At 73.3% G+C, this 26,062-nt stretch carries 25 protein-coding genes; 11 read left to right on the top strand and 14 right to left on the bottom strand.

Annotated features, from left to right (window positions below; all coding sequences use genetic code 11):
• Positions 1–4 precede the first annotated feature (4 nt).
• The 3 genes from HD593_RS34730 to HD593_RS34720 form a co-directional block, all read right to left on the bottom strand.
• Entirely contained in the window at positions 5–748 is a 744-nt protein-coding gene (locus tag HD593_RS34730; RefSeq protein WP_185106163.1) for an amino acid ABC transporter ATP-binding protein, read from the bottom strand.
• Positions 749–849: 101 nt separating this feature from the next.
• Positions 850–1,692: a glutamate ABC transporter substrate-binding protein gene (locus HD593_RS34725; RefSeq protein ID WP_246546867.1), complete on the bottom strand. Its 843-nt coding sequence runs from the start codon at positions 1,690–1,692 to the stop codon at positions 850–852.
• Positions 1,689–2,372, bottom strand: coding sequence for a response regulator (locus tag HD593_RS34720; protein WP_185106162.1), 684 nt, complete (start codon positions 2,370–2,372; stop codon positions 1,689–1,691). The genes HD593_RS34725 and HD593_RS34720 overlap by 4 nt, the downstream gene beginning before the upstream one ends.
• Positions 2,373–2,527: 155 nt before the next feature.
• Between HD593_RS34720 and HD593_RS34715 the strand changes: the two genes are divergently transcribed.
• The 6 genes from HD593_RS34715 to HD593_RS34690 all read left to right on the top strand — a co-directional run bounded on the left by HD593_RS34715 (position 2,528) and on the right by HD593_RS34690 (position 11,304).
• Entirely contained in the window at positions 2,528–5,467 is a 2,940-nt protein-coding gene (locus HD593_RS34715; RefSeq protein ID WP_185106161.1) for a hybrid sensor histidine kinase/response regulator, read from the top strand.
• 73 nt (positions 5,468–5,540) lie between these two features.
• On the top strand, positions 5,541–7,613 hold the full coding sequence (locus HD593_RS34710; RefSeq protein ID WP_185106160.1) for a SpoIIE family protein phosphatase: 2,073 nt from the start codon (positions 5,541–5,543) through the stop codon (positions 7,611–7,613).
• 97 nt (positions 7,614–7,710) lie between these two features.
• The gene (locus HD593_RS34705) at positions 7,711–8,616 is read left to right on the top strand and encodes an ATP-binding cassette domain-containing protein (RefSeq protein WP_185106159.1); all 906 of its coding nucleotides are present in this window, start codon (positions 7,711–7,713) and stop codon (positions 8,614–8,616) included.
• Positions 8,613–9,404, top strand: a complete 792-nt coding sequence (locus HD593_RS34700; RefSeq protein WP_185106158.1) for an ABC transporter permease — start codon at positions 8,613–8,615, stop codon at positions 9,402–9,404. Before HD593_RS34705 ends, HD593_RS34700 begins: the two co-directional genes overlap by 4 nt.
• Positions 9,405–9,502: 98 nt before the next feature.
• Positions 9,503–10,669: a sensor histidine kinase gene (locus HD593_RS34695; RefSeq protein WP_312903922.1), complete on the top strand. Its 1,167-nt coding sequence runs from the start codon at positions 9,503–9,505 to the stop codon at positions 10,667–10,669.
• Positions 10,660–11,304: a response regulator gene (locus HD593_RS34690; protein ID WP_185106156.1), complete on the top strand. Its 645-nt coding sequence runs from the start codon at positions 10,660–10,662 to the stop codon at positions 11,302–11,304. The genes HD593_RS34695 and HD593_RS34690 overlap by 10 nt, the downstream gene beginning before the upstream one ends.
• Before the next feature lie 7 nt (positions 11,305–11,311).
• On the opposite strand, the gene HD593_RS34685 is transcribed toward HD593_RS34690, so the two are convergent.
• Positions 11,312–12,025, bottom strand: coding sequence for a sulfotransferase family protein (locus HD593_RS34685; protein ID WP_221526265.1), 714 nt, complete (start codon positions 12,023–12,025; stop codon positions 11,312–11,314).
• 132 nt (positions 12,026–12,157) lie between these two features.
• On the opposite strand from HD593_RS34685, the gene HD593_RS34680 reads away from it, so the two are divergent.
• The gene (locus tag HD593_RS34680; RefSeq protein WP_185106154.1) at positions 12,158–12,979 is read left to right on the top strand and encodes an aldo/keto reductase; all 822 of its coding nucleotides are present in this window, start codon (positions 12,158–12,160) and stop codon (positions 12,977–12,979) included.
• An 84-nt stretch (positions 12,980–13,063) separates the two neighbouring features.
• Positions 13,064–14,188 (top strand): acyl-CoA dehydrogenase family protein, encoded by a 1,125-nt coding sequence (locus tag HD593_RS34675; RefSeq protein ID WP_185106153.1) that lies wholly within the window; start codon positions 13,064–13,066, stop codon positions 14,186–14,188.
• 32 nt (positions 14,189–14,220) lie between these two features.
• Here HD593_RS34675 and HD593_RS34670 read toward each other — a convergent pair whose 3' ends face one another.
• A complete protein-coding gene (locus HD593_RS34670; RefSeq protein WP_185106152.1) occupies positions 14,221–14,967 on the bottom strand; it encodes a maleylpyruvate isomerase family mycothiol-dependent enzyme in 747 nt (248 codons plus the stop codon).
• Positions 14,968–15,034: 67 nt separating this feature from the next.
• On the opposite strand from HD593_RS34670, the gene HD593_RS34665 reads away from it, so the two are divergent.
• Positions 15,035–15,946, top strand: a complete 912-nt coding sequence (locus tag HD593_RS34665) for a MerR family transcriptional regulator (RefSeq protein WP_221525140.1) — start codon at positions 15,035–15,037, stop codon at positions 15,944–15,946.
• Positions 15,947–16,023: 77 nt separating this feature from the next.
• Here the strand turns inward: HD593_RS34665 and HD593_RS34660 are convergent, their stop codons facing one another.
• Positions 16,024–17,211 carry an MFS transporter gene (locus tag HD593_RS34660; RefSeq protein ID WP_312903920.1) on the bottom strand — a complete coding sequence of 396 codons (1,188 nt, stop codon included), beginning with the start codon at positions 17,209–17,211 and terminating at the stop codon, positions 16,024–16,026.
• A gap of 66 nt (positions 17,212–17,277) precedes the next feature.
• Here HD593_RS34660 and HD593_RS34655 point away from each other — a divergent pair, with 66 nt between their 5' ends.
• Positions 17,278–18,234 (top strand): LysR family transcriptional regulator, encoded by a 957-nt coding sequence (locus HD593_RS34655; RefSeq protein WP_185112306.1) that lies wholly within the window; start codon positions 17,278–17,280, stop codon positions 18,232–18,234.
• A gap of 21 nt (positions 18,235–18,255) precedes the next feature.
• Entirely contained in the window at positions 18,256–18,606 is a 351-nt protein-coding gene (locus tag HD593_RS34650; RefSeq protein WP_185106151.1) for a hypothetical protein, read from the top strand.
• On the opposite strand, the gene HD593_RS34645 is transcribed toward HD593_RS34650, so the two are convergent.
• From HD593_RS34645 to HD593_RS34610, 8 genes are all read right to left on the bottom strand, one after another.
• Positions 18,585–19,229, bottom strand: a complete 645-nt coding sequence (locus HD593_RS34645; protein ID WP_185106150.1) for a class I SAM-dependent methyltransferase — start codon at positions 19,227–19,229, stop codon at positions 18,585–18,587. The two genes, HD593_RS34650 and HD593_RS34645, sit on opposite strands and share 22 nt — an antisense overlap.
• A 123-nt stretch (positions 19,230–19,352) precedes the next feature.
• Positions 19,353–20,873, bottom strand: a complete 1,521-nt coding sequence (locus tag HD593_RS34640; protein ID WP_185106149.1) for an acyl-CoA synthetase — start codon at positions 20,871–20,873, stop codon at positions 19,353–19,355.
• Between the two features lie 33 nt (positions 20,874–20,906).
• Positions 20,907–21,884 (bottom strand): LLM class flavin-dependent oxidoreductase, encoded by a 978-nt coding sequence (locus HD593_RS34635; protein WP_185106148.1) that lies wholly within the window; start codon positions 21,882–21,884, stop codon positions 20,907–20,909.
• A gap of 29 nt (positions 21,885–21,913) precedes the next feature.
• Complete coding sequence (locus tag HD593_RS34630) at positions 21,914–22,672, bottom strand: aminotransferase class IV (protein ID WP_185106147.1); 759 nt, start codon at positions 22,670–22,672, stop codon at positions 21,914–21,916.
• A gap of 6 nt (positions 22,673–22,678) precedes the next feature.
• Positions 22,679–23,662, bottom strand: coding sequence for a hypothetical protein (locus tag HD593_RS34625; RefSeq protein WP_185106146.1), 984 nt, complete (start codon positions 23,660–23,662; stop codon positions 22,679–22,681).
• Positions 23,662–24,141 (bottom strand): SigE family RNA polymerase sigma factor, encoded by a 480-nt coding sequence (locus tag HD593_RS34620; RefSeq protein ID WP_185106145.1) that lies wholly within the window; start codon positions 24,139–24,141, stop codon positions 23,662–23,664. Before HD593_RS34620 ends, HD593_RS34625 begins: the two co-directional genes overlap by 1 nt.
• A 96-nt stretch (positions 24,142–24,237) precedes the next feature.
• Entirely contained in the window at positions 24,238–25,203 is a 966-nt protein-coding gene (locus HD593_RS34615) for an adenylate/guanylate cyclase domain-containing protein (protein WP_185106144.1), read from the bottom strand.
• Positions 25,204–25,232: 29 nt separating this feature from the next.
• Positions 25,233–26,000 carry a FadR/GntR family transcriptional regulator gene (locus HD593_RS34610; RefSeq protein WP_185106143.1) on the bottom strand — a complete coding sequence of 256 codons (768 nt, stop codon included), beginning with the start codon at positions 25,998–26,000 and terminating at the stop codon, positions 25,233–25,235.
• Positions 26,001–26,062 lie beyond the last annotated feature (62 nt).

Genomic DNA, 26,062 nt, shown 5'->3' with positions numbered 1-26,062 from the left:
CTCCTTAGTGAGTGAGGATCTTGGCGAGGAAGGACTGGGCGCGGTCGCTGCTGGGCGCGCCGAAGAAGGTGTCCGGGGTGTTCTGCTCGACGATCTCGCCGTCGGCCATGAAGACGACCCGGTCGGCCGCACGGCGGGCGAAGCCCATCTCGTGGGTGACGACGACCATGGTCATGCCCTCGCGGGCCAGGCCCGTCATGACGTCCAGCACCTCGTTGACCATCTCCGGGTCCAGCGCCGAGGTGGGCTCGTCGAACAGGATCGCCTTCGGGTCCATGGCCAGCGCCCTGGCGATGGCCACCCGCTGCTGCTGCCCGCCGGAGAGCTGGGCGGGGAACTTGTCCGCCTGGCCGCCGATGCCGACGCGGTCGAGCAGCTCGCGGGCCTTGCGCACGGCCTCGCCCTTCGGCCGCTTGAGCACGTGGACCTGCCCGAGGACGACGTTGTCCAGGACGGTCTTGTGCGCGAAGAGGTTGAACGACTGGAACACCATGCCGACCTCGGCGCGCAGCCTGGCCAGCTCCCTGCCCTCAGCCGGCAGCGGCGTCCCGTCGAGAGTGATCGTGCCCGAGTCGATCGTCTCCAGCCGGTTGATCGCGCGGCACAGGGTGGACTTGCCCGCGCCGGACGGGCCGATGATCACGACGACCTCGCCCTGCCGTACGGTCAGGTCGACGTCCCTGAGCACGTGGTGATCGCCAAAGCGCTTGTTGACCTGGTGCAGGACGATCAGGTCCGCCTGGGTCATGCGTCACGCTCCTTGTCTCGGTCAGCGTTGGCGTAACCGTAGGAGCCGCATGTGGCGAGGAAGGGCTTGTGATCGTTCTGCTCAGATTGTGATCGTTCTGCTCAGCAAACGGCCGGGCGAGGGGCCGGCTTCGCGGATTCGGAGGTGGTGCCGGAGACCCCGACGGTGGCCATGTAGGCGCGGTCCCACTCGCCGTTGCACAGCCAGCGGGCGATCAGCCCGTTGAGGTAGTCGCGGAAGGCGGTGTCCTGCTTGCGCATGCCCATCCCGTACGGCTCGCGCGCGAACGGCTTGCCGACCAGCCGCAGCGTGTCGGGGTGCTGGGCGTACAGGCCGAGCAGGATGGTGTCGTCGGTGCTGACGGCGTCCACCCGGCCGGCCACCAGCGCGGGCACGCAGATGCTGTACGCGTCCACGACCTCCAGGTCGATGCCGGGCACCGTGGTGCGCAGCCGGTCGACGGAGGTGGAGCCGCGGGCCGTGCAGACGGTCTTGCCCTTGAGGTCGGAGACCTGGTTGATGGTGGAGTCGCCGACGCGTACCAGCAGGTCCTGGCCGGCGTAGTAGTACGGGTCGGTGAACGTGACCCGCTGCGCGCGGGTCTCGGTGATCGAGTAGGTGGCGATGACGAGGTCCACCACGCCCTGCTCGATGAAGTTCTCGCGCTCGCTCGACACCGTCTCGACGAAGCGGATGTTGCGCTCGCTGCCGGTCAGGTCCCTGGCCACCAGCCGGGCCATCTCCGCGTCGAACCCGGTGATCCGCCCGCTGGCGGGATCCTTGTAGCCGAAGATCGGCTGGTCGAACTTGATGCCGACGGTGAGGATGCCGCGCTCCCTGATGCGCGACATCGTGGTGTCCTCGGGGAAGGCGCTCGCCTCGCCGCAGGCGGCGGGCAGCAGGCCGACCAGCATGGCCACGGCCAGCGCCCGGAGTGCCCTCATCGGATGCGGTACCGGTGCTGGGGCCGCCCGGTGGTGCCGTACTTCGGCCGGCCCTCGACCAGCCCCCGCTCGGCCAGGTGCTCCAGGTAGCGGCGGGCGGTGGCGCGGCTGACGCCGACCTTGGCGGCCAGCTCGTCGGCCGAGGCGTCCTCGACCTCCGACAGCGCGTCCAGCACCGCCTGCTCGGTGGAGGCGGAGATGCTCTTGGGCCGGGTGCCCACGTCGAGGTGGAGCGAGCGGAAGAGGTTGTCGATCTCCTGCTGGTCGGTGAAGCGGGCCTCGGACTCGAGCTGCTTGACGGTGGCGGCGTAGCGCAGCAGGGCCTGCTCCAGCGTGCCGGCCCTGGTCGGCTTGACCAGGTAGTTGAGCGCGCCGCGCTGGATGGCGGCGCGGACCGTCGCCGACTCCTTGCGCCCGGAGATCACGATGACGTCGGCGGGCGGCTGGTCCGGGCGGCGCAGCCGGTGCGCCACCTCCAGACCGGGCATATCAGGGAGGTGCAGATCGAGCAGGACCAGCCGGGGCGCGAACCGCCCGGCCGCGGCCAGCGCCGCGTGACCGGTGTGCGCGATGCCCACGACCCTGAACCCGAGCACCCGGTTGACCTGCGCGTGCAGGGCCGCCGTGACGACCGGGTCGTCGTCCACGATGAGTACGGTGATGTCCCTGAGCTCAGGCACCGCCACGCTCCTCGTCATTCAGGTAGATCACTGCAGCTTAAGCGGGTTTTAATAAAAAAGATCACCTTTTGCTCGTTCTGCTCACCGGGAACCGGCGCGCGCGCCGGTTTCCTCCTAATCTGTACCCGAGCGAGTGGGGGGAGGGACGGACGCCCGTGCGATGGTTGCTCGCGGTGACGGCCCTGTGGACGTTACTCGGACTGCTGCCCCTGGCGCTGCTCACCTCGTCCAGCATCTCGCTGTCGGAGAACGCGATGAGCGACGAGGTCCGCGAGCGCGTCAGGACCACCGCGTCCGTCAGCCGGGTCGTGGTCGAGCAGCAGATGGACTCGCTCAAGCAGCTCGTCACCGCCTTCGCCCAGCGGACCCAGGTGCGCGAGGCCGTGGACGAGGTCACCAGCGCCACCATGCGCGACTGGCTCGGCGAGCTGAAGGAACTGCGCGACGGCGTCAGCGGCCTGATCGTCAACTCCCCCGAGGGCAAGATCAGGGGCGCGGAGCCGCCCACCGTGCTGCCGCAGGACATCACGACCACCGACTGGTACCGCGCGGTGCGCGACAAGCGCCAGGCCCACGTCTCGCAGGCGTACACACCCACCATGGTAGGCGTGTCCAGGGCCGTGGCGGTGGCCGCGCCCATCCCCAGCGCCGACGGCACCCGCATGCTCGGCATGTTCACCGTCGTCTACAGCCTCGACGCCATCCAGGAGTTCGCCGAGGACGCCGCCGAGGCGCAGGACATCCGGCTGCTCATCACCGACAAGGCCGGCGTGCTGGTCGCCGACCCCGGCAGGAAGCTGTTCGCGCTCACGTCCCTGCGCGAGGACCCCCGGGTGGACGCCGCGCTGGCCGGGCGGGCGTGGAGCGGCGAGTTCCACGGCATCGACGGCACGGTCCTGTCGGCGTCCGAGCCCATCTCCGGCATCGGCTGGACGGTCACCGCCGAGGTCTCCGTCGCCGAGGCGCTGGCCTCAGCCGAGAAGCTGCGCACCAACGTGCTCACCGTCGCGCTCCTGCTCGCCCTGCTCATCCTCATCGGGCTCGGCCTGCAGATCCACAGCACCCGCGGCCGCCGGCGGGCGCAGGCCCAGCTCTCCACGTACGCCACCGAGCTGGCCGCCGCCAGGGACGAGGCGATCAGCGCCTCCAGCGCCAAGTCCGAGTTCGTGGCCAAGATCAGCCACGAGATCCGCACCCCCATCAACGGCGTGCTCGGCATGAACTCCCTGCTCATGGGCACCCGCCTGGACGAGGAGCAGCGGTACTACGCCAGCACCGCCCAGGAGTCGGCGCAGAACGTGCTGCGCCTGCTCGACGACTTCCTCGACCTGTCCAGGATCGAGGCCGGGCACCTCCAGGTCGAGGCCGCGCCGTTCGACCTGCCGCGGCTGTGCGACGAGGTCGTGGCGCCGTTCGCGCCGCACGCGTACGAGCAGGGGCTCTGGCTCACGCTGCGGCTCGACGAGAACGTGCCCCGCCAGGTGGCGGGCGACCCGGCGCGGCTGCGCCAGGTGCTGACGAACCTGGTCGGCAACGCGCTGAAGTTCACCGTCCAGGGCGGCGTGGACCTGCACGTGGCGCTCGACGAGGGCGAGCCCGGCCAGGAGCGGGTGGTGCTCAGGTTCGCGGTGGCCGACACGGGCATCGGGGTCGGGCCGCGGGACCGGGAGCGGGTCTTCGGCGTCTTCCGGCAGGTGGACTCGCCCATCACGCGCAGGACCGGCGGCAGCGGGCTCGGGCTGGCCATCAGCAGGCAGCTCGTCGAGCTCATGGGCGGGCGGATCGGGCTCGACAGCGTGGAGGGCGTGGGCAGCCGGTTCTGGGCCACGCTGCCGGTGGACGTACTCACCTGGTCGGAGCCGGGCGCCGGAGCGCTGGAGGGGCGGCGCGCGCTGGTCGCCGACCCGCGGCCCGAGGACCGCACGCTGGCCGCGCGCTGCCTGGAGCAGGCCGGGGCCGAGGTGGAGGAGACCAGGGACGAGGTGTCGGCGCTGGCCCGCCTGCGTGCCGCCGCCGCGGACGGGCGGCCGTACGAGCTGGCCGTCGTCGCCCTCGACCTGGGCGCGGGTCTCAGCGTGGGCGTGGGGGCGGACGCCGGCGTGGCGCGTTCGCTGGCCGACGCCATCCTCAACGACCCGGCGCTCCAGGCCACCAGCGTCATCGTGGTCGTCACCCCCGGCCGCGCCGGGTTCGCCTGGCCGGGCGCGGCGGGGGAGCGGGCCGTGCAGTCGATCACCCGGCCGCTCAGCCGCCGCCGCCTGCTCGCCGCCGCGGAGAACGCCCTGGGCCTCGCGGAGTGCGACGGCGAGCCGCGCGAGGGCGCGCAGACCACCGGCCTGACCGAGGGCGCGCGCATCCTGGTGGCCGAGGACGACGAGGTGAGCCGCCAGGTGGCGATGCTCGTGCTGACCCAGGCCGGGCACGAGGTCGACGTGGTCGACGACGGCAGGCAGGCCGTGCGGGCCGTGCTGGCCGGCCGGTACGACCTGGTGTTCATGGACTGCCAGCTCCCCGTGCTCGACGGCCTGGCCGCGACCGAGGAGATCAGGGAGCGCGAGGAGGCGCACACCCCGATCATCGCGATGACCGCCGCGGCCATGCCGGACGACCGGATCCGGTGCCTGGAGGCGGGCATGGACGACCACCTGGCCAAGCCGGTCGACTGGCCACGCGTGCTGGCCAGGATCCCGGAGTGGACGGTCTCCGCCGGGCTGCCGCCCGAGCTGGCGGGGCTGTCGCAGGAGGCGCTGGCCGACGTGGCGCGGGCGTACCTGGCGACCGCCACCCGCACGTTCGAGGAGCTCCGGCAGGCCGTACGGGACGGCGACCAGGCGGCGGCGGCCGGGCTCGCGCACCGGCTCAAGGGGTCCTGCGCGACGGTCGGCGCGACCCGCGAGGCGGAGCTGTGCCAGCGGATCGAGGACCTGGCCAGGGCGGGCGACGCCGTGGACGGCGACGTCATGGAGGAACTGGGCGGGCTGCTCAGCGACCTGCCCGAGTGGATGAACGCCGCCGACCCCCGGATCGAGGCGGCGTCCCGGATCGAGGCGACCTCCCGGATCGACACGACGGCCCGGATCGACGCGACTTCCTGAATCGGCGCGACGATTTGCCCGGGCAGACCCGCACTTGGGGAGCACGATACGCGGGGTTGCGTACGCTGCCTTCATGGAGCCGTCCGGCCTGGACGATCTGCTGATCGAGGCCGTGTTCACCGCGGGCGCCCACATCGGCAGCGTGTACGTCCTCGACGGCAGCCGCCAGGTCCTCCAGATGGAGGCGTCGATCGGCCTGCCCGCCACCATCGCCCGCTCGTGGGCCAGGGTCAGGACGAGCGACCACGCGCCGATCTCGGTGGCGGTGCGCGAGCGGCGGCTGGTCTGGCTGCGGGACCGGGTGGCGCTGGCCAGAAGGTTTCCCGCGGTGGCGCTGGCGCTGCCGTACCACTTCGCGATGGCGTTCTCCCCGATCAGCTCCGGCGGCGCGGTCTGGGGCGGGTTCGCGCTGGGCTGGCCCACGGGCGCCGAGTCGTCGCTCACCCAGCGCAGGCTCCGCCTGATCGAGGACGTCTGCGCCAGGATGGGGCTGGTGCTCCGCCAGGCGAGCGAGCAGGGCAGGCCGATCGTCCCCGGGCCGCTGCCGCGGATCCTGGACCAGGTGCACGCCGTCAGGCCGGGGCAGCCCGCCGGGCTGACGGCGCTGGCCTGCCTCGACTGCCTGCCCGAGGGGTACTGCCATCTCGACGCGCAGGCGCGGGTGACGCTCGTCACCGCGCCGGCCGCGAGGCTGCTCGACGCGGACCCGGCCGAGATGATCGGGCAGCGCCTGTGCAAGGCGCTGCCCTGGCTGGACGACCCGCTGCACGAGGACCACTACCGGGCCGCGGTCGTCAGCCACCAGGTCACCCGGTTCATCGCTCGCCATCCCAGCGGCCGGCACCTGTCGGTGGAGTGCCATCCGGGCGTCCCCGGCGTCACCCTGCGGATCACGCCCGTCGCCGAGCGCCACGCCCCGGCCGGTGACGGCCAGGGGAACCCGCCGCTGATCGGGCTGCACGAGATGCTGCACCTGGCGACCTGCCTCGCCCAGGCCGTCACCGCGCAGGACGTCGTCGACCTGGTGGCCGACCACGTGCTGCCGGTCACCGGGGCGCAGGCGCTGGCCATCCTGAGCTGGGAGAACGGGCGCATGCGCGTCGCCGCCTCACGCGGCTACAGCCAGGAGGGCATCGAGAGGTTCAACGGCCGCCCCGTGGTGCACGCGCTGCCCTGGGTGCCCGGCTACCAGTGGGACCGGCCCTCGTTCTACGGGACCTGGCCGGAGTTCCGCCGGACCTTCCCCACCGCCGTCCGCGTGGACGGCATGAGCGCCTTCGCGCTGCTGCCGCTGGCCGCCTCCGGCCAGTCCATCGGCACGTGCGTGCTGGCCTACGAGCGTCCCCACCGGTTCGAGGACGGCGAGCGGGCCATGTTCACCGCGCTCGGCGGGCTGATCGCCCAGGCGTTCGAGCGGGCCTGGCTCTACGACAACAAGCACCAGCTCGCCGAGTCCCTGCAGGCCCGCCTGCTGCCGAGCGACCTGCCCGAGATCCCCGGCCTGGACCTGGCCGCCAGGTACCTGCCCACCACCCCCGGCATGGACATCGGCGGCGACTTCTACGACGTCATCCGCCTGGACGACACGGTGGCCGCCGCCGTCATCGGCGACGTCCAGGGCCACGACATGACCGCCGCCGCCCTCATGGGCCAGGTACGCACGGCCATCCGCGCCACCGCCACCGCCGCCGCGAGCTGCGGCGAGGTGCTCTCGCACGCCAACCGCCTGATGACCGAGCTGGCCCCCGACCGCTTCACGAGCTGCCTCTACCTCAAGCTCGACCTGGCCGCGCACACCATGTGCCTGGCCAACGCCGGACACCTGCCACCCCTGCTCAGCACCCCCGGCGCCGCCACCCGGATCCTCGACGACCACCCCGGCCTGCTCCTCGGCATCGACCCCGACACCGAGTACGTCACCGCGGAGGCACCCCTGCCGCCCGGCTCGGTCCTGGCCCTCTACACCGACGGCCTCATCGAGCAGCCCGGCCTCGACCTGGGCGAGGCCATCACCGGCCTGGCCGCCGGCTTCACCCCCGGCCGCGATCAGCCCCTGCCCGAGCTCGCCGAGTCCCTCATCCAGCCGGCCGTCCTCGGCGGGCGCACGGACGACACCGCGATCCTCCTGCTGCGCTCCACCCCCTGAGACCGGCCGGGCACCGCCGATTTACGGTTTCCCCCCATCGAGGTCGGCGGGCTGCCCCCATGGCCGCCCGGCCCTCGCCTGCCTAGCGTGAGGGGACGTGATCAGTCTCAAGGGCTTGACCAAACGGTACGGCGACCACCTCGCGGTCGACGACCTCACACTGGACCTGAAACCGGGCACCGTCACCGGATTCCTCGGGCCGAACGGCGCCGGCAAATCGACCACGATGCGCCTCATCCTCGGCCTCGACCACCCCACCTCCGGCACCGCGCTCGTCGGCGGGGTGCCGTACCGGCGCATCGCGAACCCGCTGCGCACCGTCGGCGCGCTCCTCGACGCGCGCGCCGTGCACCCGGGCCGCAGCGGCCGGGCGCACCTGGCGGCGCTGGCCCGCAGCAACGGCATCCCGCGGCGGCGCGTGGAGGAGGTGCTGGAGACCGTGGGCATGGCGGGCGCGGCACGCAAGCGGGCCGGGACGCTGTCGCTCGGGATGAGCCAGCGGCTCGGGATCGCGGCGGCGCTGCTGGGCGACCCCGAGGTGCTGATGTTCGACGAGCCCGTCAACGGGCTGGACCCGGACGGCGTGCGGTGGGTGCGCGGGTTCATGCGGTCGCTGGCCGCCGAGGGGCGGACGGTGTTCGTCTCCAGCCACCTGATGAGCGAGATGCAACTCACCGCCGACCACCTCGTGGTGATCGGCAAGGGGCGGCTCATCCTGGACGCGCCGCTCGCGGACGTCCTGGCGGGCAGCTCGCTGACGGCCGTGCTGGTCCGCACCCCGCACGCCGGCGACCTCGCGGCGCTGCTGCGCGGGGCCGGGCTGACGGTGGACCGGCTCGCCGAGAACGAGCTGGAGGTCACCGGGGCCGCGGTCGAGCGGGTCGGCGACCTGGCGTACGAGGCGGGGATCCGGCTGCACGAGCTGCGCGCCAAGGAGGCCTCGCTGGAGCAGGCCTATCAGGAGCTGACCTCGGGCAGCGTGGAGTACGGGGTGAGCAGATGAGGACGTTGTGGCAGGCGGCCGGGGCCGAATGGGCGAAGCTGTGGTCGGTCAGGTCCACGTGGTGGTGCCTGGCCTGCGCGCTCGTGCTCACCGTGCTGACCTCGATCACCCTGGCCGGCGGCGCCGCCACCGACGCGCTGCGCGAGGGCGCGGACGGCGTGCGGATCGTGGCCAGCGAGGCCGTGGTCTCCGGGACGTCGTTCGTGCAGTTCGCGCTGGTGGCCCTGGCCATGCTGGTGATCACCTCCGAGTACGCCTCCGGCGGCATCCGGGTCACGCTGCAGGCCACGCCCGTGCGCGGCGTGGTGCTGGCGGCCAAGGCGCTGGTGGTCGGGCCGGTGATGTTCGCGGCCGGGGTGCTCGCGGGGGCGGTGGCGACGGCGGCCGTGTACCTGGTGCTGTCGATCGACGTGTTCGGCGGGCTCGTGGTGCTGCCGGTCGGCGAGGTCGTGGCGGACCTGCTGGGCATGGGGGTGTTCTACGCGCTGGTGTCGGTGATGACTCTGGGGGTCGGCGCGGCGATGCGCAGCGCGGCGGGCACGCTGACCGTGATGTTCATGCTGCTCATGGGGCTGCCGCTGGTGATCCTCATGACCGGGGTGCCGGCGCTGCTGGACGCCTCGCTGCGGATGCCGATGTTCGCCGGGCTGGCGTTCATGGACAGCACGGAGAACCTCACGGGCGGGCCCATGCCGTACTCGCCGGGGGAGGGGCTGGTGTGGCTGCTGGCCTGGGTGGCGGCCGCCGTGGTGGCGGGCCACGCCGTCCTGCGCCGCCGAGACGCCTGATGGGCGGCCGGGCGGCGGGGCGCGGCCGGTCGGGGGAGGGGCGGGGCGCGCGCGGCCGGTCGTCCGGCCGCGTCGCGGGGCGCCTAGAATTTCCGCCCGTGTCAGGCACCCGCATCGCCCGCCTCGTGGCCGGAGTTCTCCTCGGGACGGCTCTCGGCCTGGCCGAGCTGGTCTTCCTGGCCGTGGCGGCGCCCGCCGCGCTGATCCCCGCGCTGCGGCCCGCCGCCGCGCGGGGGCTGGCCCGGCTGACCGCGCTGGAACGGGCCCGCCTGTCCGGCTGGCTCGGGCACGAGCCGGCGCGGCACGGCGGCGGGTACGCCTACCTCGCGGCCCGCGCCACCCTGGGCGTCCTCGGCGGGTACACCTGCGCGAGCACCCTGTTCCTCACCGTGCTGCTGCTGTTCGGCGGCGCGTGGGACCTGGTCTGGGGCGACTCCGAGCAGGTGCCGCTGGAGCTGCCCGGCGTGAAGCTCGTCACCAGCGGCGGCGCGCTCGGCATCACCGCCGGCCTGGCGCTGCTGGGCGTGCTGGTGCTCATGGTCGCGGCCGTCGCCGCGCTCGACCGCCGCCTGGCCGCGCACTTCCTCGGCCCCACCGGCGAGGAGCTGATGCGCCGGCGCATCGCCGAGCTGACCGAGACCCGCTCCGGCATCGTCAGGGCCGTGGACGACGAGCGGCGCAGGATCGAGCGCGACCTGCACGACGGCGTGCAGCAGCGCGGCGTCGCCCTGGCCATGCTGCTCGGCCGCGCCCGGCACGGACTCGACCTCGCCGCCAGAGCTGACGGTGACAGGACCGCGGACCTGATCGCGCAGGCGTACACCGAGTCCCGCCAGCTCCTCGACGAGCTGCGCAGCGTCGCCTGGCGCATCTACCCGACCGCGCTCGACGAGCTCGGCCTGCGCGCCGCGCTGGCCGGCGTCGCCGAGCGCGCGGGCGTGCCCGTCACCGTGCACCACGGCCTGGCCTCCCGCCCCGCCTCCGAGATCGAGACCGCCCTGTACTTCGTGGCCCGCGAGGCCATCACCAACGCGGTCAAGCACGCCGGCGCGCATGACATCCTGGTGGTCCTGAGCGAGGACGAGCGGACGGTGAGCGTGGCGATCTCGGACGACGGCAAGGGCGGCGCCGACCCGTCGGGCGGCGGCCTGTCCGGGCTGGCCAGGCGGGTCCTGGCGCTCGACGGCACGTTCACCGTCGACAGCCCGCCCGGCGGCCCCACCAGGGTCGCCGCCACCCTGCCCAAGGCGCCGCCGTGCGGGTGATCCTGGCCGACGACTCCGTGCTGCTGCGCGAGGGCCTGACCCGGCTGCTGGAAGAGGCGGGCCACGAGGTCGTCGCCGCCGTCGGCGACGCGCCCGCGCTGCTCGACGCGGCCGCCCGGCACCGCCCCGACGTGGCCGTCGTCGACGTGCGCATGCCGCCCGAGCACAAGGACGACGGGCTGCGGGCCGCGCTGGAGATCCGCGAGCGGCTGCCGGGCGTGGGCGTGCTCGTCCTGTCGCAGTACGTCGAGCAGCACTACGCCGCCAGGCTCCTGGCCGGATCCCCCGAAGGGCTCGGCTACCTGCTCAAGGACCGGGTCTCGGAGGTGGCCGAGTTCCTGGAGTCGCTGGAGCGGGTGCGGGCGGGCGGCACCGCGTTCGACCCCGAGGTGGTGCGCCAGCTCCTGGCCCGCACCACCCGTACGGACCCGCTGAGCAGGCTCAGCCCCCGGGAGGGCGAGGTGCTGCGGCACCTCGCCCAGGGGTTCGTGAACGCCGCCATCGCCGAGCGCCTGCACGTCTCGCTCAGCACGGTCGAGAAGCACGTCAACGCCATCGTGGACAAGCTCGACCTGCCGCGCGACCCCGGCTACAGCCGGCGCGTGCTGGCGATCCTGCGTTACCTGGAGAGCTGAGCGGCGGCTACGCGCCGGTGGTGAACGACGGGTGGGAGACGTCGCCCTTCATCAGCCGTCCCAGGAACTCCTGCATGGATTTGCCGTCGTTGAGATGCGGGAACGGCTCGCCGGGCACGTCCACGCCGAGGAACCGGCACAGCGGCTCCCAGCCCTGCCGCACGTCGAAGACCAGCAGCCGCTCGGGCGGCAGGCTCGCCCGCACCGTGGCCGTGTGCCGCTCGAACGCCGCCACGGCGCTCTCCTCGTCGACCGGCCCGTCGGCCATCGTCCGGCCGGCGCCGAACGTGCCGGCGGCCATGCGGTTGAGCACGGGCTGCATCGTGGTCATGCTCGCGAAGACGGCCCGCGCCGCCGGGGGCAGGTCCGCCTGCGTGCCCTGGGACATGACCGTCCTGGGCCCGTTGTCGATCAGCGTCATCATGCTCGCGTACCAGGCGCGCGGGTCGCGTACGGTCAGCACGACCTTGGCCTCCGGGTACGCCTGCGCCAGCTCCCGCCAGAAGTAGGAGGCCGGCCAGTCCTGCGTCGAGCGGAACCCGTCGAACAGCTTGTCCCAGTCGGCCTCCTCGCCCTCCGCCAGCGGCGCCCAGTCGCCGGCCCTGGCCGGCTCGGTCAGGATGTTGAACATGTGAAAGCAGGGTCCGAATCCGAGCCGCTCCAGTGCGGCCTTCATGGAGCTGGTTCCGGTGCGCGGGAACCCCGCGCCTATCACGGTCAGCACATCGCACCTCCACGAGTTGTCTACCGCACTAGTCGGAAACCCGGGCGCCAGTGTGACAGGGTGCGGCGGATTGGCCGGTGTGACCGGAGGGTAAGGGGGAGTGTCAGCGTCACCAAGAGGGGAACGATCATGACCGTCATGCTCGCCGACGGCCGGCCGATGCCGCGCCTGGGCCTGGGCACCTGGCCGATGAACGACGAGGAGGCCCGCCAGGCCGTCACCCATGCCATCTCGCTCGGCTACCGGCTCATCGACACGGCCGCGAGCTACGGCAACGAGGTCGGCGTCGGCGCCGCCGTGGCGGACGCGCCGGTGGCCCGCGAGGAGCTGTTCGTCACCACGAAGCTGCGCGGCTCCCAGCACGGCTACGACGCCGCCATGCGCGGCTTCGAGGAGAGCAGGGCCCGGCTCGGCCTCGACTACGTCGACCTCTACCTCATCCACTGGCCGCTGCCGGGCCGCGGGCTCTACACCGACACCTGGCGCGCCTTCGTGCACCTGCGCGAGCAGGGCCTGGCCCGCTCGATCGGCGTCTCCAACTTCACCCCGGAGCAGATCGGGCGGCTGGAGCAGGAGACCGGCGTCCGTCCGGCGGTGAACCAGGTGGAGATGCATCCCGGCTTCCCGCAGCGCGCGCTGCGCGCCTGGCACTCCGAGCACGACGTCGTGACCGAGTCGTGGAGCCCGCTCGGCCGCGGCTCCAAGCTGCTCGACGAGCCCGTCGTCACCGACCTGGCCGTCGCGCACGGCCGTACGCCGGCCCAGGTGGTGCTGCGCTGGCACGTGCAGCTCGGCGCGGTGCCCATCCCCAAGTCGGCCGACCCCGAGCGCATGCGGCAGAACCTCGAGGTGTTCGACTTCAGCCTGTCGCCGGAGGATCTGGCCCGCCTCGACACGCTCGACACCGGCGACCGCCTCGGCGGCGACCCGGAAACCCATGTGGAGCTCTGAGCCGGGGCGCGCCTAGCCTGGAGACAGCGCTCGCCACGACGGGAACGCCCTTGCTGCCGGACGGAGCCACGAGGAGCGGCGGAGATGCGCGACGAGGACACGTTCGAGGAGATGCTCGCGGAGCTGGCCCGCCGCCGCGAGGAGTTCCGCGAGCTGCGTTACGTTCCCAAGGACTTCATCGACCGGCTCAAACGGCTCGGCCTCTATCGCGTCTCCACGCCGCGCCGGTTCGGCGGCGAGCCGATGCCGCCGGCGGAGTTCCTGCGGAGGATCGAGCGCATCTCCGCCGTCGACGGCTCCACCGGCTGGGTCGCCGGCTTCGGCTCCCAGCTCGTCTACCTGGGCTCGCTGCCGCTGGACACCCAGGCCCAGCTGTACGCGGACGGCCCCGACGTCGTCCTGGCCGGCGGCCTGTTCCCCGTCCAGGAGGCCACGCCCACCGAGCGCGGCTTCCTGCTCAACGGCCGGTGGAAGTTCGCCAGCGGTTGCATGGCCGCCGACGTGCTCGTCGTCGGCATCCCCGGCGACGACTCCACCTCCGGCAAGCCGCGCGGGGCGCTGGTGCGGCCGGAGCGCCTGCGGATCGTCCGCGAGTGGGACGTCGTCGGCATGCAGGGCACCGGCTCCTTCGACCTGGTCGCCGAGGACGTCGAGATCGGCAGGGAGTGGACGTTCATCCGCGGCGGCACCCCGGTGATCGACGAGCCGCTCTACCGCTACCCCGCCATCACCTACGCCGCCCAGTCGCTGTCGGTCGTCTCCGCCGGCGTCGCCCGCGCCGCCCTCGACCTCGCCGAGGGGGAGGGGAGCGGCCGGGGCAGCATCACCGGCGCGCCGCGCCTGGCCGACCGCCCCTACTACCGCGCCGGCATCGCCGAGGCCGAGGCCGCGCTGCGCTCCGCCCGCGCCTACTTCTACGAGGCCGCGGAGGAGGCGTGGCAGGCGCTCGCCGCCGGCGGCCCGGTCGGCGACGAGCAGAACGCGCACCTGCGCCTGTCCGCCGCCCACCTGGCCAGGACCGCGGCGGAGGTGGTGGGCAAGGTGGTCTCGCTGTCGGGCACCGCCGCGATCTACCGCGAGCATCCCCTGCAGGCCCTGCTCGGGGACGCGCTGGTGCCGCAGGAGCACGCCTTCCTCAGCCCGGCCATGTACGACGCCGCGGGCGCCGTCCTGATGGGCCTGCCGCCGACGGTCCCGGCCTTCCGCTGATCAGCAGGCCCGTTGATCAGCAGGCCCGTTGATCAGTAGGCGTTGTTCGCCAGCCAGTGCTCCAGCAGCGCCCGCTTCCCGGTGACGGTCGCGGGCGGGATCCGCCGCGAGAGCACCAGCATGATCTCGGTCACCGTGCCCGTCACCACCACGTCGCCGGGCCCGTTCCCGCGCTCCCAGCGCAGCCCCTCGGGCAGCCGGCTGATCACCCACCCGTCCATCCCGTGCGGCCGGAACGCCAGCCGCTCGCCCGCGCCCCGCATCAGCGCCAGCTCCGGCTTGAACGTCTCCGCCCGCGGATTCGCCATCAGCTCCATGCCCTCGGTGATGACGTCCGCCGCCAGGTCGCCGGCGATCCCGTACGCGGCGCCGGTCGTCAGCGCCGCGTCGTAGCCGTGCACGGCGGCCTCGCAGAACATCCTGCGCAGCCAGAACGCCGCGGGCACCGGCCCCACGAACGACCACACCTCGGTGTCCTCGCCCACCTTGCACACGGCCTCGGCCAGCTCCTCCGCGCCGGCCCGCAGCCACCCGCCCCACTCGCCGGGCGGGCCCGGATCGATGCGGGCCGGATCGGGGACCGGCACCGGCAGGCCCGTGCGGACCAGCTCGGCCGCCCAGCGGCCGGACTGCCCGATGTGCGCGACCAGCGTGCGCAGCCGCCATTCGGGGCAGGTCGGCACGACGGCCTCCGGATCGCCGCCGGCCACCGCCGCGGCGAACACCTCCGTCTGCTCCCGCAGCCCCGTCACGAGCCGCGCGAAGTCCAGGGTCGGCATCGACGTCACTCCTCTTCTTCCTCGGATACGCCGCTACCGTAGAAACTCCAGTCGGGTGGAGGTTCAAGTGCTTGTGCGGGATGAGACGCTCGGAATCGGGGAGCTGTCCCGGCTGACGGGTGTCCCGGTGCGTACGATCCGCTTCTACTGCGACGAGGGCATCATCGCGTCGGTGCGCAGCACGGGGAACCACCGCAGGTTCGACCGGACGGCCGTGGAGCGGCTGGCCCTGATCAGGCGGCTGCGGGGGCTGGGCCTCGGCCTGACGGCGATCGCGCACGTGCTCAGCGGCGAACGCTCGCTGGGCGAGGCGGTGTCCGCCGAGCGGGCCGCGCTCGACGCGCGGCTGGCGGAGCTGGCCTGGCGGCGCGCCTCGCTGCGGGCCGTCGAGGAGGCCGATCCCGCCGAGCGGGCGGCCAGGCTGGACCTGCTGGCCGCCGTGGAGGACGCGAGCGCCGCGCGGGAGCGGCTGGTGCGGTTCTGGCGGCGGTTGTTCGTCTCGCCCGTCTCCGACGGGATCTTCGACTCGTTCCTGTCCATGGCCGTGCCCCGGCCGCCCGCCGACCCCGGCCCGCTGCAGGTGGTGGCGTACGCCGAGCTCGTCCACCTGGTCGGCGACCGTTCCTTGACGGCCGGCCTGCGCGCCAGGGCGCTGGCCGCCGCCCGCACGGTCGGTGACGAGGACCTGCTCATGCACGGCGTCGGCGAGGCGGTCACGCTGGCCCAGCCGTGCGTGATCGCGGGCGAGCCGCCGCGCGAGGGGCCCGAGCTGGACCGGTTCGTGGCCGCGCACGCCACGGCCCGCGGGCGCGGCGACAGCCCGGCGTTCCGCCGCGAGCTGCTGGGCGTCGTGGAGCCCGACCGCGATCCGCGCGTCCGGCGCTACTGGCGGCTCGTGGGCGAGGTGAGCGGCGAGCGGGCCACGATCGGCGCCATGATCGGCTGGCTGGCCGACTCCCTCGAGCGCTCCGTCACGTAACGCTGTGCGCGCCGCCTCGCGTCCAGGAAGCCGCACGCCTGCGGCGCGTCAGGGCGCGCACACGGGCTGGGGCCGCGTCAGGAAGCCAGGTGCTTGCGGCGTGTCACGAGCACGGCGAGGGCGGCCAGCAGCAGCCAGGCCGACGTCATGACGACCAGCCACGTCCAGCCCGCGTGGCCGTACACGACGGCGCCGGCGGTGCCGCCCGCGCCGCTGCCGAGGTAGTAGCAGAGCGTGTAGACGCCGGCGGCCCTGCCCCGGGCGGGCGGGGGCGCGTCGGCGGTCACCCAGGCGTTGGCGATGGCGTGCGCGGCGAAGAACCCGGCGGTCAGGACGGCGAAGCCGAGCGCGATGACGGGCAGCGACGGGTGCGCGGTCAGCGCCGACCCCGCCACGGTCACGACCAGCGCCGCCACCAGCGCCGGGGTCCGGCCCAGGCGCGTGGCCAGCCGTCCGGCGGCGGCCGAGGACGCGGTCCCCATGGCGTAGGAGAGGAACACCAGCGAGGCGGCGGCCGGGCTCAGCGCGATCGGCGGCGCGGCCAGCCGGAACCCGGCCGCGTTGTACAGCGCCACGAACGCCCCCATGGCCAGCGCCCCCACGGCGAACGGCGCCACCAGCCCGAACCCGACCCGCACCCCGCCGCCCCGCCCCTTCCGCGCGGGCGCCCGGTGGCCGTCGGTCGTCGTCCTGGGCAGGGTCGCGACCGTGAACAGCGCGCACACCAGCGCCACCCCCGCCACCGCGACCAGCGCGCCGTGCCACCCCAGCGGGTCCGCGGCGAACCCGGCGCCGAGCCGCCCCAGCATCCCCCCGACCGAGTTCCCGGCGATCATCGCGCCCACCGCCCCGGCCAGCCGCCCCGTGCCGACCTGGTCGGCCAGGTACGCCGCCGCCACCCCGGCGAAGCCGGCGATCGCCACGCCCTGCACCCCGCGCATCACGAGGAACACCGGGAAGGACGGCGCCAGCGGCAGCAGCAGGCCGATCACCGCCGACACCACCACCGACCAGACGATCACCCGCCGCCGCCCGGCCACCCCGGCCAGCCAGGCCAGCGGCAGCACCGCGACGGCCAGCGAGGCGGTCGCCACCCCGATCGCCAGCGAGGCGCTGCCCGGGTCCAGCCCGTACGCCGCCGCGAGCTGGGGCAGCACCGGCTGGGGCGCGTACAGCAGGGCGAAGGACGACAGCCCGGCCGCGGCCACGGCCGCGCTGACCCGCCGCGTGCCGACGACGGGCTCGGAAGCCTGGAGAACCACCACCCCCCAAACGCTAAGCAAGGCTAATAAATACGTCTAATACGCCCATGGGCGATAATTCATACCGTGATGGATGATTCGGACGATCGCCTGGCCGCCCGCCTGGCCCCGGCCCTCGCGCTGCTGGCCGCCGTGGGCGAGACCGGGCACGTGACGCGCGCGGCCGACCTGCTCGGCGTCCCGCAGCCCACCGCCAGCCGCCGCCTCGCCGCCCTGGCCGAGGTCGTGGGCGCCCCGCTCGTCCTCCCGTCCGGCCGTGGCATCCGCCTGACCAGGACGGGACGTACGCTGGCCGCCGCCTCCACCCGCGCGCTGGCGGCCATGACCGCCGCCGCCCGCGAGGTGCGCGAGGAGATCGACCCGGGCAGCGGGCGCATCGTCCTCGGCTTCCTGCACCTGCTCGGGCGCACGCTGGTGCCGTCGCTCATCGGCGGGTTCAGGGAGCGCAACCCGGGCATCCGCTTCAGCCTGGCGCAGGGGTCTCGGCAGGACATGCTGGACGCCCTGCACGAGGGCGAGATCGACCTGGTGTTCGTGGCCCCCATGCCGCTCGGCGACCCCGGCCTCGTCAGCCGCCCCCTCGCCGACCAGGAGCTCCTGCTGTGCGCGCCGCCGTCCCACCGCCTGGCCACCAGGACGCGGGTGCGGGCGGCCGATCTGGAGGGCGAGGACCTGGTGACGCTGGAGCACGGGTACGGCCTGCGGCAGATCACCGACGACCTGTGCGCGGCGGCGGGGTTCGAGCCGCGGATCGCGTTCGAGGGGCAGGAGTCGGAGACCGTGCGCGGGCTGGTGGCGGCGGGGCTGGGGGTGGCACTCCTGCCGCGATCGGATCACCCGCCGGCCGGTGGCGTGGTGGAGATCCCGCTGTCGCCGCCCGTGTTCAGGACGGTCGGGGTGAGCTGGCCCGCGGGGGAGCGGCTGACCCCGGCGGCCCGCGCCTTCCGCGACCACGTCTGCTCCCACCCCACCGACCTGGGCCCCGCCTTCCGCCCGCCCCGCGGGAAGCGGTCCGGGCAGGCGTGACGGTAGGCGAGACTGAGCCCCATGACACATGACGGCGATGCGGGGGTGCCGGGGTCACTGGCCCGGGTGCTGGCGGAGGTGGCGGCCGAGCGGGCGGCGCAGGACGCCAGGTTCGGCCTGCAGCCGCTGCCCGACGGCACCGGCGGCGAGGGCACGGCGGCCGCCTCCGACCTGGCCAGGGACGCGACGGACAGCGCGGCCAGGGGAGGGGCGCTGACCTGGCGGCACATCCTGGCCGAGGAGGTCATGGAGGCGTTCGCGGAAGCGGACCCGGACCGGCTCAGGGCGGAGCTCATCCAGGTGGCGGCCGTGGCCGTCAAGTGGACCCAGGCCCTCGACCGCCGCCCGCCTCAGGAGGGTTTCGCGCCGTAGACGGTGACCGCGAACGGCCGGGAGGAGGCCGTGTAGACCTCCTCGCCGAGCCGCTTCAGCGACTCGTGCGCGTCCAGATATCCGTGCAGCCGGCTCGCCTCGGGCCAGGGATGGACGGCCACCAGCACCCCGTCGGGCACCAGCAGCCCGCTGAGCTGCTCGGCGGCCCGCTGCAGGCGTTCGTGCCGCCCCAGGTAGTAGAGCGTCTCCGAGCAGAACGCCAGCTCGAAGCTCCGCTCCACCGGGTGGGTGAGCAGGTCGGCCTGCACGAACCGCACCCGCCCGCCCTCCTCGGGCACCCGCTCCCTGGCCCGCGCCAGCGCCCGCCCCGAGACGTCCATCCCGGTGATCTCGGCGTCGGGGTAGGTGGCGGCGAGCGCGTGGGTGAAGACGCCCTCCGCGCAGCCGACCTCGACGATGCGCCGGTACGGCCGGGCCGGCACGTGCTCGAGCGTCGACCGGTACTTGTGCTGCTCGTAGCCGTCGGTCGACAGCTTCCACGGGTCGGGGGTGCGGTGCCACCAGTCGAAGTAGCGGCGCAGGATCACGCCCTGCCCCTTGGGGGACAGCAGGGAAAGCGTCCGGAAGAACGTACGATGCGCGAGCTCGGGCAGATTGGGCACGGGCGGACTCTCTCGGTCGGGGACAAGGGGGTCGTCCGGGACTTGAGGTGCGGTCGTCGTCGAAAGGGAATGCCCGCTCAACGAACGGGCAATGCCCAATCGTGCCCGTGATCATGAATCAAATCAGGAAATGCTGCTTCTCAACTCGCGCTTGAGCACTTTCCCCGAGGCATTTTTAGGAAGCGATTCTAGGAAAATAACTCGCTTGGGTGTTTTGAATGGCGCCAGCCGTTCCCGCAGGAACTCGATCAGCTCCTGCTCCGTCACCCCGGCCCCCTCGCGCAGCACGACCGCGGCCGTCACCGCCTCGATCCACTTGGGGTCCGGCACCCCGAAGACCGCCGCCTCCGCGATCGCCGGATGCTGGTAGAGGGCCTCCTCGACCTCGCGGCTGGCCACGTTCTCGCCACCCGACTTGATCATGTCCTTCTTCCTGTCGACCACCGCCAGGTAGCCGTCCTCGTCCAGCACCCCCAGGTCGCCGCTGTGGAACCAGCCGCCGCGGAACGCCTCGGCGGTCCTGTCCGGGTCGTTCCAGTAGCCGAGCATGGCGTGCGGGCTGCGGTGCACGATCTCGCCCACCACGCCGGGCGGCACCGGCTCCCCGGCGTCGTCCACGATCCTGGTCTCGACGTTCAGCGCGGGCCGGCCTGCCGAGCCCAGCCGGGTGAGCTGCTCCTCGGGGCCGAGGATGGTGGCGACCGGCGCCATCTCGGTCTGGCCGTAGAAGTTGAACAGGCGCACGTCCGGCAGCCGCGTGGCCATCTCCTTCAGCACCTCCACCGGCATGATCGAGGCGCCGTAGTAGCCCTTGCGCAGCGAGGACAGGTCACGGCGGTCGAAGTCGGGGTGGCGCAGCAGCGAGATCCACACCGTGGGCGGGCAGAACAGCTTGGTCGCCCGCTCGCCCTCGATCGTGGCCAGGATCGCCGCCGGGCTGGGCCCGGGCAGGATGATGTTGGTGGCGCCCAGGTAGATGCCCGGCGTCAGGAAGCAGTGGAGCTGCGCGCAGTGGTAGAGGGGCAGGGCGTGCACCTCGACGTCGTCGGCGCTCATCTCGCCGTCCACCACGCACGTCACGTACTGCGCGACCAGGCTCCTGCTCGACAGCGTGGCGCCCTTCGGGCGGGACTCCGTGCCGCTGGTGTACATGAGCTGGATCGGGTCGTCGTCGGCGATCTCCGCCTGGGGCTCGGAGTCGTCCTCGAACGCCGGCCACGCGGCGAACGGCTCCCACCCGTCCCGGCCGGCGCCGATCACGCCGCGCACCGCGACGGCGGGCGTCACCGCCGCCTCCGCCACCGGCAGCAGCGCCTCCTCGGCCAGCATCCCGGTCGCGCCGGAATGCCGGAGGATGTACGCCACCTCCTCGGCCCCCAGCATGAAGTTCACCGGCACGGAGATCGCCCCCAGCCGCGCCAGCGCGAAGTACGCCACCACGAACGCGTGGTTGTTGTGGCTGAAGATCGCGAACCGGTCGCCCTTGCCCACGCCCCGCGCGGCCAGGGCGTTGGCCGTCCTGTTCACCGCCCGATCGAGGTCGGCGTAGCTCTGCCGCAGGTCGCCGTAGACGACGGCGGTCTTGGATGGATGCCGGGCGGCCGTGCGCCGCAGGAGGTCACCGATGGCGTGCTGACGGATCATGCGAACACCCTTCAGAGCGATGTTCGGGCGATCTTAACCCGTGAAGACGGCCGCGAGCCGCCGGTAGGAGTCCAGCCTCCGGTCCAGGTCGTAGGTGTTCATCGTGACCAGCACCTCGTCGGCCCCGGTCGTCCCTACCAGCGAGCCGAGCGCCAGCGCGACCTCGTGCTCCGTACCGTGGATCTTGCCCTTGAGCGCCTCGTCCAGATACGCCCGCTCCCGCGCGGTCAGCTCCATCTCCGCGATCTCCCCGGCGGGCACGAGCGGCGGGAAGGAACCGCCGGTGCGCGAGCGCACGGTGGCCCACGCCTCCGGAAGCTGCAGCAGCGCCGCCTCCTCCGCGCTCGCGCCGACCGCCACGTCCGCCGCGACGATCACGTACGGCCGCGCCGCCCACGCCGACGGCCGGAACGCGGCCCTGTACCGTGCCAGGGCGTCATGCGCCCGCGCCCCGCCGCCGATCACCATCGGCAGCCCGTGCTCGGCCGCGATGTCCGCGCCCGCCCCCATGGCCAGCACGAACGCCTGCGGCCGCAGCCCCTCCGCGGGCAGCGCGTGCACCCCCGGATGCGCGCTCTGCGTGCCGGTGAAGAAGCCGAGCAGTTCGGAGAGCTGGTCGCCGAACCGGTCCGCGTCGTCCTTGCCGTGCCCGAGCGCCCTGCGGATGCCCCCAGTGAAACCCACGGAACGCCCGAGCCCCATGTCCACGCGGCCCGGATGCAGCGACTCCAGCACCCCGAACTGCTCGGCCACCACCAGCGGCGGATGGTTGGGCAGCATCACGCCGCCCGTGCCCACCCGGATCCGCGACGTGGCCGCGGCCACGGCCGCCGCCAGCACGGTCGGCGCCGCCCCCGCCACCCCGGGCACGCTGTGGTGCTCCGACACCCAGAACCGGTGGTAGCCGAGCTCCTCCGCCCGCCGCGCGAACTCCACGGTCTCGCGCAGCGCGGCGGCGGGGGTGGAGCCGCGGCGGACGAGGGAGCGGTCGAGAATCGAGTAGGCGGTCATGTAGGGGTGCAACACGCCCGCCCGCCGGATCAATCCACCGGATCGGCCGGGACGCTCTCGTAGTGCCCGGTCAGCCGCGCCAGCAGCCCCGCGTCCTGGCGCAGTGGCACGCCGTCGACCCCGCCGACCGGCATCACGCCCCAGGAGTTGCAGAGGAACACCTGGTCGAAGCCGGTCAGATCGGCCACCTTGAGCGGCCGCCGCTCCTGCGGCACGTCCAGGTCCTGCAGCAGGCTCATCGTGATGCCGCGCAACATCGGCGCGTCCGGCCACACCAGCCGGCCGTCCGCGAAACCGCCCAGGTTCGTGATCGCGCCCTCGCTGATCAGCCCGTCGGCGGTGGTGAGCAGCGCCTCGTCGAAGCCCTCGCGGGCGGCCTGCCGCAGGATGTGGGTCTGCTGGAAGCCGAAGGACTGCTTGATGTGCGGCAGGTACCGCTGGTAGACGACCGGCGTGACGTGCAGCGGGCCCTTCAGCGGCGGGTGCGGCGGGTACGCGGCGGCCACGACCCGCGGCCGGCCGCCGTACTCCACCACGTTCACCCGCAGCCCGGCGTCCCGCACGCCGCCGTCCAGCACGGCCCTGATCGAGGCCAGCACCGCCGCCCGGTCCAGCTCGGCCCCGAACAGCTCCCTGTTGGCCGCTTCGAGCCGCTCGAAGTGCCGGTCGAGGCCGCGGACGCGGCGGTCCCTGACCTGCATGGCGGTGAAGTGCCCGTAGCGGGCGTCCAGCATGAGGCGCGCCTCGGCGCCGACCGGCTCGCCGTCCACGGCGGTGCGTTGCGTCACGACGATCTACCTTACGTACAGGCCGGCGGACCAGCGAACCGGGCGGTTGGTGTACTCGCCCCACATGCCCGTGCGCACGGTCACCGTGACCTGCTCGCCCCGCGGCACCTCCAGCTCCATGCCCGCGTCCGGGAACGGCCCCCGCGTCCACGAGGAGCAGCCCAGCCTCGTGCGGCCCTCCACGCCGCCGACCCAGAACTTGAACCACATCCGCTGGGCCAGGTCGCCCGAGCAGAGCAGGTGGACGGTGACCGTGCCCGCGCCGCGGCCCGTCAGCGTGAAGGACGTGGCCCCCGGCCACCGCCCCGACGCGCTGCCGGCCAGCCGGAGGCCGTCGACCTCCGGAGGCAGGGCCTTGATCCGCGGCGGCTCGACCGCCATGGCCGGTGGCGTCCACTCGTAGACGCCGACGTCGCGGACCGCGGTGTCAGGCTGCTCCGGCACGCACGGCCCGTCCTCGGTCAGGCTGACGCAGCCCTCGGCGCTCCTGTCGAAGGTCAGCGTGGCCTGGGTGGATCCCTTCGGCACGTCCACCGGCACCAGGCGGGGGAGGCCGTCGCCGCAGCCGTACCCGGGGGCGTGGACGCGGCGGGAGTTCACGTAGACCACCGGCATGCGGTTGAGGCTGCCGTCGCACCACGTGGCCACCTCCAGCGGCTTCCCCGAGACCGGGACGTCGATCGACGCCTCGGTCCCGGTGAGGGTGACCAGGCCCACCCGGCGGTACTCGGTGCCGTCGGGGGAGGTGAACCGCTCGGGCAGCCCCTGCCGCGCCGCGGCGGGTGTCCGGAGGGGAACGGGCCCGGCCTGGCCGGGGATCAGGTAGGCCGCCACCACCGCGACCGCCACGGCCACGGCACCGGCCGCCGCCGTCCTGCGAAAGCGGGCCCGGCGGATGCGCGCGCGTACCTGCTCGTGGCGGTACGGGTTGGCGGGCGGCGGGCCCCCGGCCCGCTCCCGCAGGACGTCACGCAGCTCCCGCACGCTCATCAGCGCCTCTCCTTCACGACCGACTCGTCCACCCGCAGCTTGGCCAGCGCCTTGGCGGTCTGGCTCTTGACCGTGCCCTCCTGGCAGCCCAGCAGCCTGGCCACCTCGCCGACCGGCAGGTCCTCGTAGAAGCGCAGCACGATCACCGCGCGCTGCCTGGCCGGCAGGCGCCCCACGGCCCGCCACAGCTCCTCGCCCTCCCCGGCGGCGTCGTGCGACGGCGTGTCGGGCAGCTCGTCGCCGCTGGGCACCTCCCTGCGCCAGCGCCGCCGCCACCAGGAGATGTACGTCGTGACCAGCACCTTGCGCACGTACGCCTCGGGCTCGTCGATGCCCGGCCAGGCGAACCACGCCTTGGCCAGCGACTCCTGCAGCAGGTCCTCGGCGACGCCCCAGTCACGGGCCAGCAGGTACGCCGTGCGTAACAGCCGGTCCGACCTCGCCACCACGAAGTCCTGAAAAATCGTCCTATCCGCCACTTCGGCGCTCCTCCGGTGAGAGCGGCTAGCTGACGCTGGTGACGCTTCGTCGCCCCGGTCGGGTTGCCCGGAGGCGAGAATTCAGGCCGGGACGGCTCAGGCGCTCCCGGCCCGCATGACCGTGTACGGCGCCAGCTCGCCCAGCCCCCGCACCGACAGCCGGTTGACCTCGCGCAGCCGGAAGGCCCGATCGCCCTCCAGCTCCTCGGCGAGCTGCGGGTCGGCCAGGATCGTTCCCGGCAGGGACAACGCGGTCAGCCTGCTGGCCAGGTTCACCGTGGTGCCGAACACGTCGCCCATGCGCCAGATCACCGGCCCGGAGGCCAGCCCCACCCGCAGCTCCGGCATGTCCTTGCCGCGCGCGTGCGTCTCCACCAGCCGCAGCGCGATCTCCGCCGCCACGTGCGCCTTGTCGCTGACGAACAGCACCGAGTCGCCCAGCGTCTTGACCACCCGGCCGCCGGAGGACGTCACGATGTCGGCCGAGCGCCCCTCGAACCTGTCGATCAGCCTGGCCAGCTCGCCGCCGGTGATCTGCCTGCTCAGCCGGGTGAAGGCGACCAGGTCGGCGAAACCGACGGCCAGCCGTACGGCGCTCATGTCCTGTTCGGCGATGCGCCCGGCCGCGGCGGCGAGCTGGCGCTGCCAGGCGTAGACCAGCAGCTTCGCCAGGTCGGGCACGACCCGCTCGGCCCGCCTGCGCCAGGCCCGCGGCCGCTCGGCCAGCGGCACGCCCGCGTGGTCCAGCGCCTCGGCGCCCAGCTCCGCCTGCGACTCGGCCAGCCTGGTCGTCGCCCGGCCCAGCGAGCGGGCGATGAGCAGCACGTGCTCCTCGTCGTAGACCCCCGAGGTCACCATGCCGAGCAGCGTCTTGAGCGCCTCGACGTCGGAGTCGGTGAACTCGACGGCGTCGTCGGGCACGTTGGCGAACCCCAGGGCACGCCAGAAGCGCCGCGCGCGATACACCGGCACCCCCGCCATCTCGGCGACCTGGTGACTGGTGTATCTGCGCGGCTCACGCAGAAAGGCTTCCGCCAGCCCGTCCCCGTCCACCCGCGCCACCTCGGCAACATAACACCCTGTGGGCCAGATCACTCCAAGAGCGCCCTCAGGGCACTCCGCTCACCTTCATCTACATACCCGGCGTAATAGTCATACATTGCTTTTCTGGACAGCCGGGCGGCCAGCGGCCCGTCCCCGGCACGGATGGCGGCGATGACCTCCTCGTGGTGGCGGATGCTGCGCCGCATCAGCTCCTCCCGGTCGGGCGCGGCGGCGATCCTGTCCGCGATCAGCTTCAGCACGATCGAGCGCACCACGTCGGTGCAGACCTCGATCAGCTTGTTGCCGCCGGCCCGCGCCACCGCGTCGTGGAAGGCCACGTCGGCGGCCCCGAACGCCTCCGCGTCCTGATCGGCGGCGTCCCGGTCCACGGCGGCCCGCATGGCGGCGACCGCCGCGCACATCTCGGCCAGCTGCTCCTCCGTGCGCAGGCGCGCGGCCAGTAGCACCGCCGACCCGTCCAGCACCATCCTGAACTGCACCAGCTCGCCCAGCGACAGCTCCGCCATCCTGGCCAGGCTGGTCATCGACTTGTGTAATGCGGCGGGCGAGAACGGCAGCACCTCCGCCCCGTGCGGATCGCCCGGCCGCGAGCGCACCAGGCCGCGCGCCTGCAGCACCCGCAGCGCCTCGCGCACGGTGGACCGGCTGACAGAGAACTGCACCATCAGCTCGCGCTCGCTCGGCAGCCGCGCGCCCGGGGACAGCGCGCCGCTCTCGACGGCCTCCTCGATCTGCTCCACGACCCGCTCGTAGGCGCGCACGGCACGCACCGGCTCGAAGCGCGGACCACCCATGCAAGCCCCCTTGACCCGAGCCGTCACCGGCTGGCAATGTGCGTAGCCTACTGGTCCGACCA

The sequence above is a fragment of the Nonomuraea rubra genome (assembly GCF_014207985.1).
Taxonomy (GTDB): domain Bacteria; phylum Actinomycetota; class Actinomycetes; order Streptosporangiales; family Streptosporangiaceae; genus Nonomuraea; species Nonomuraea rubra.
The sequence above is the reverse complement of the archived record's forward strand: the minus strand, read 5'-3'. Positions and strand labels throughout refer to the sequence as shown.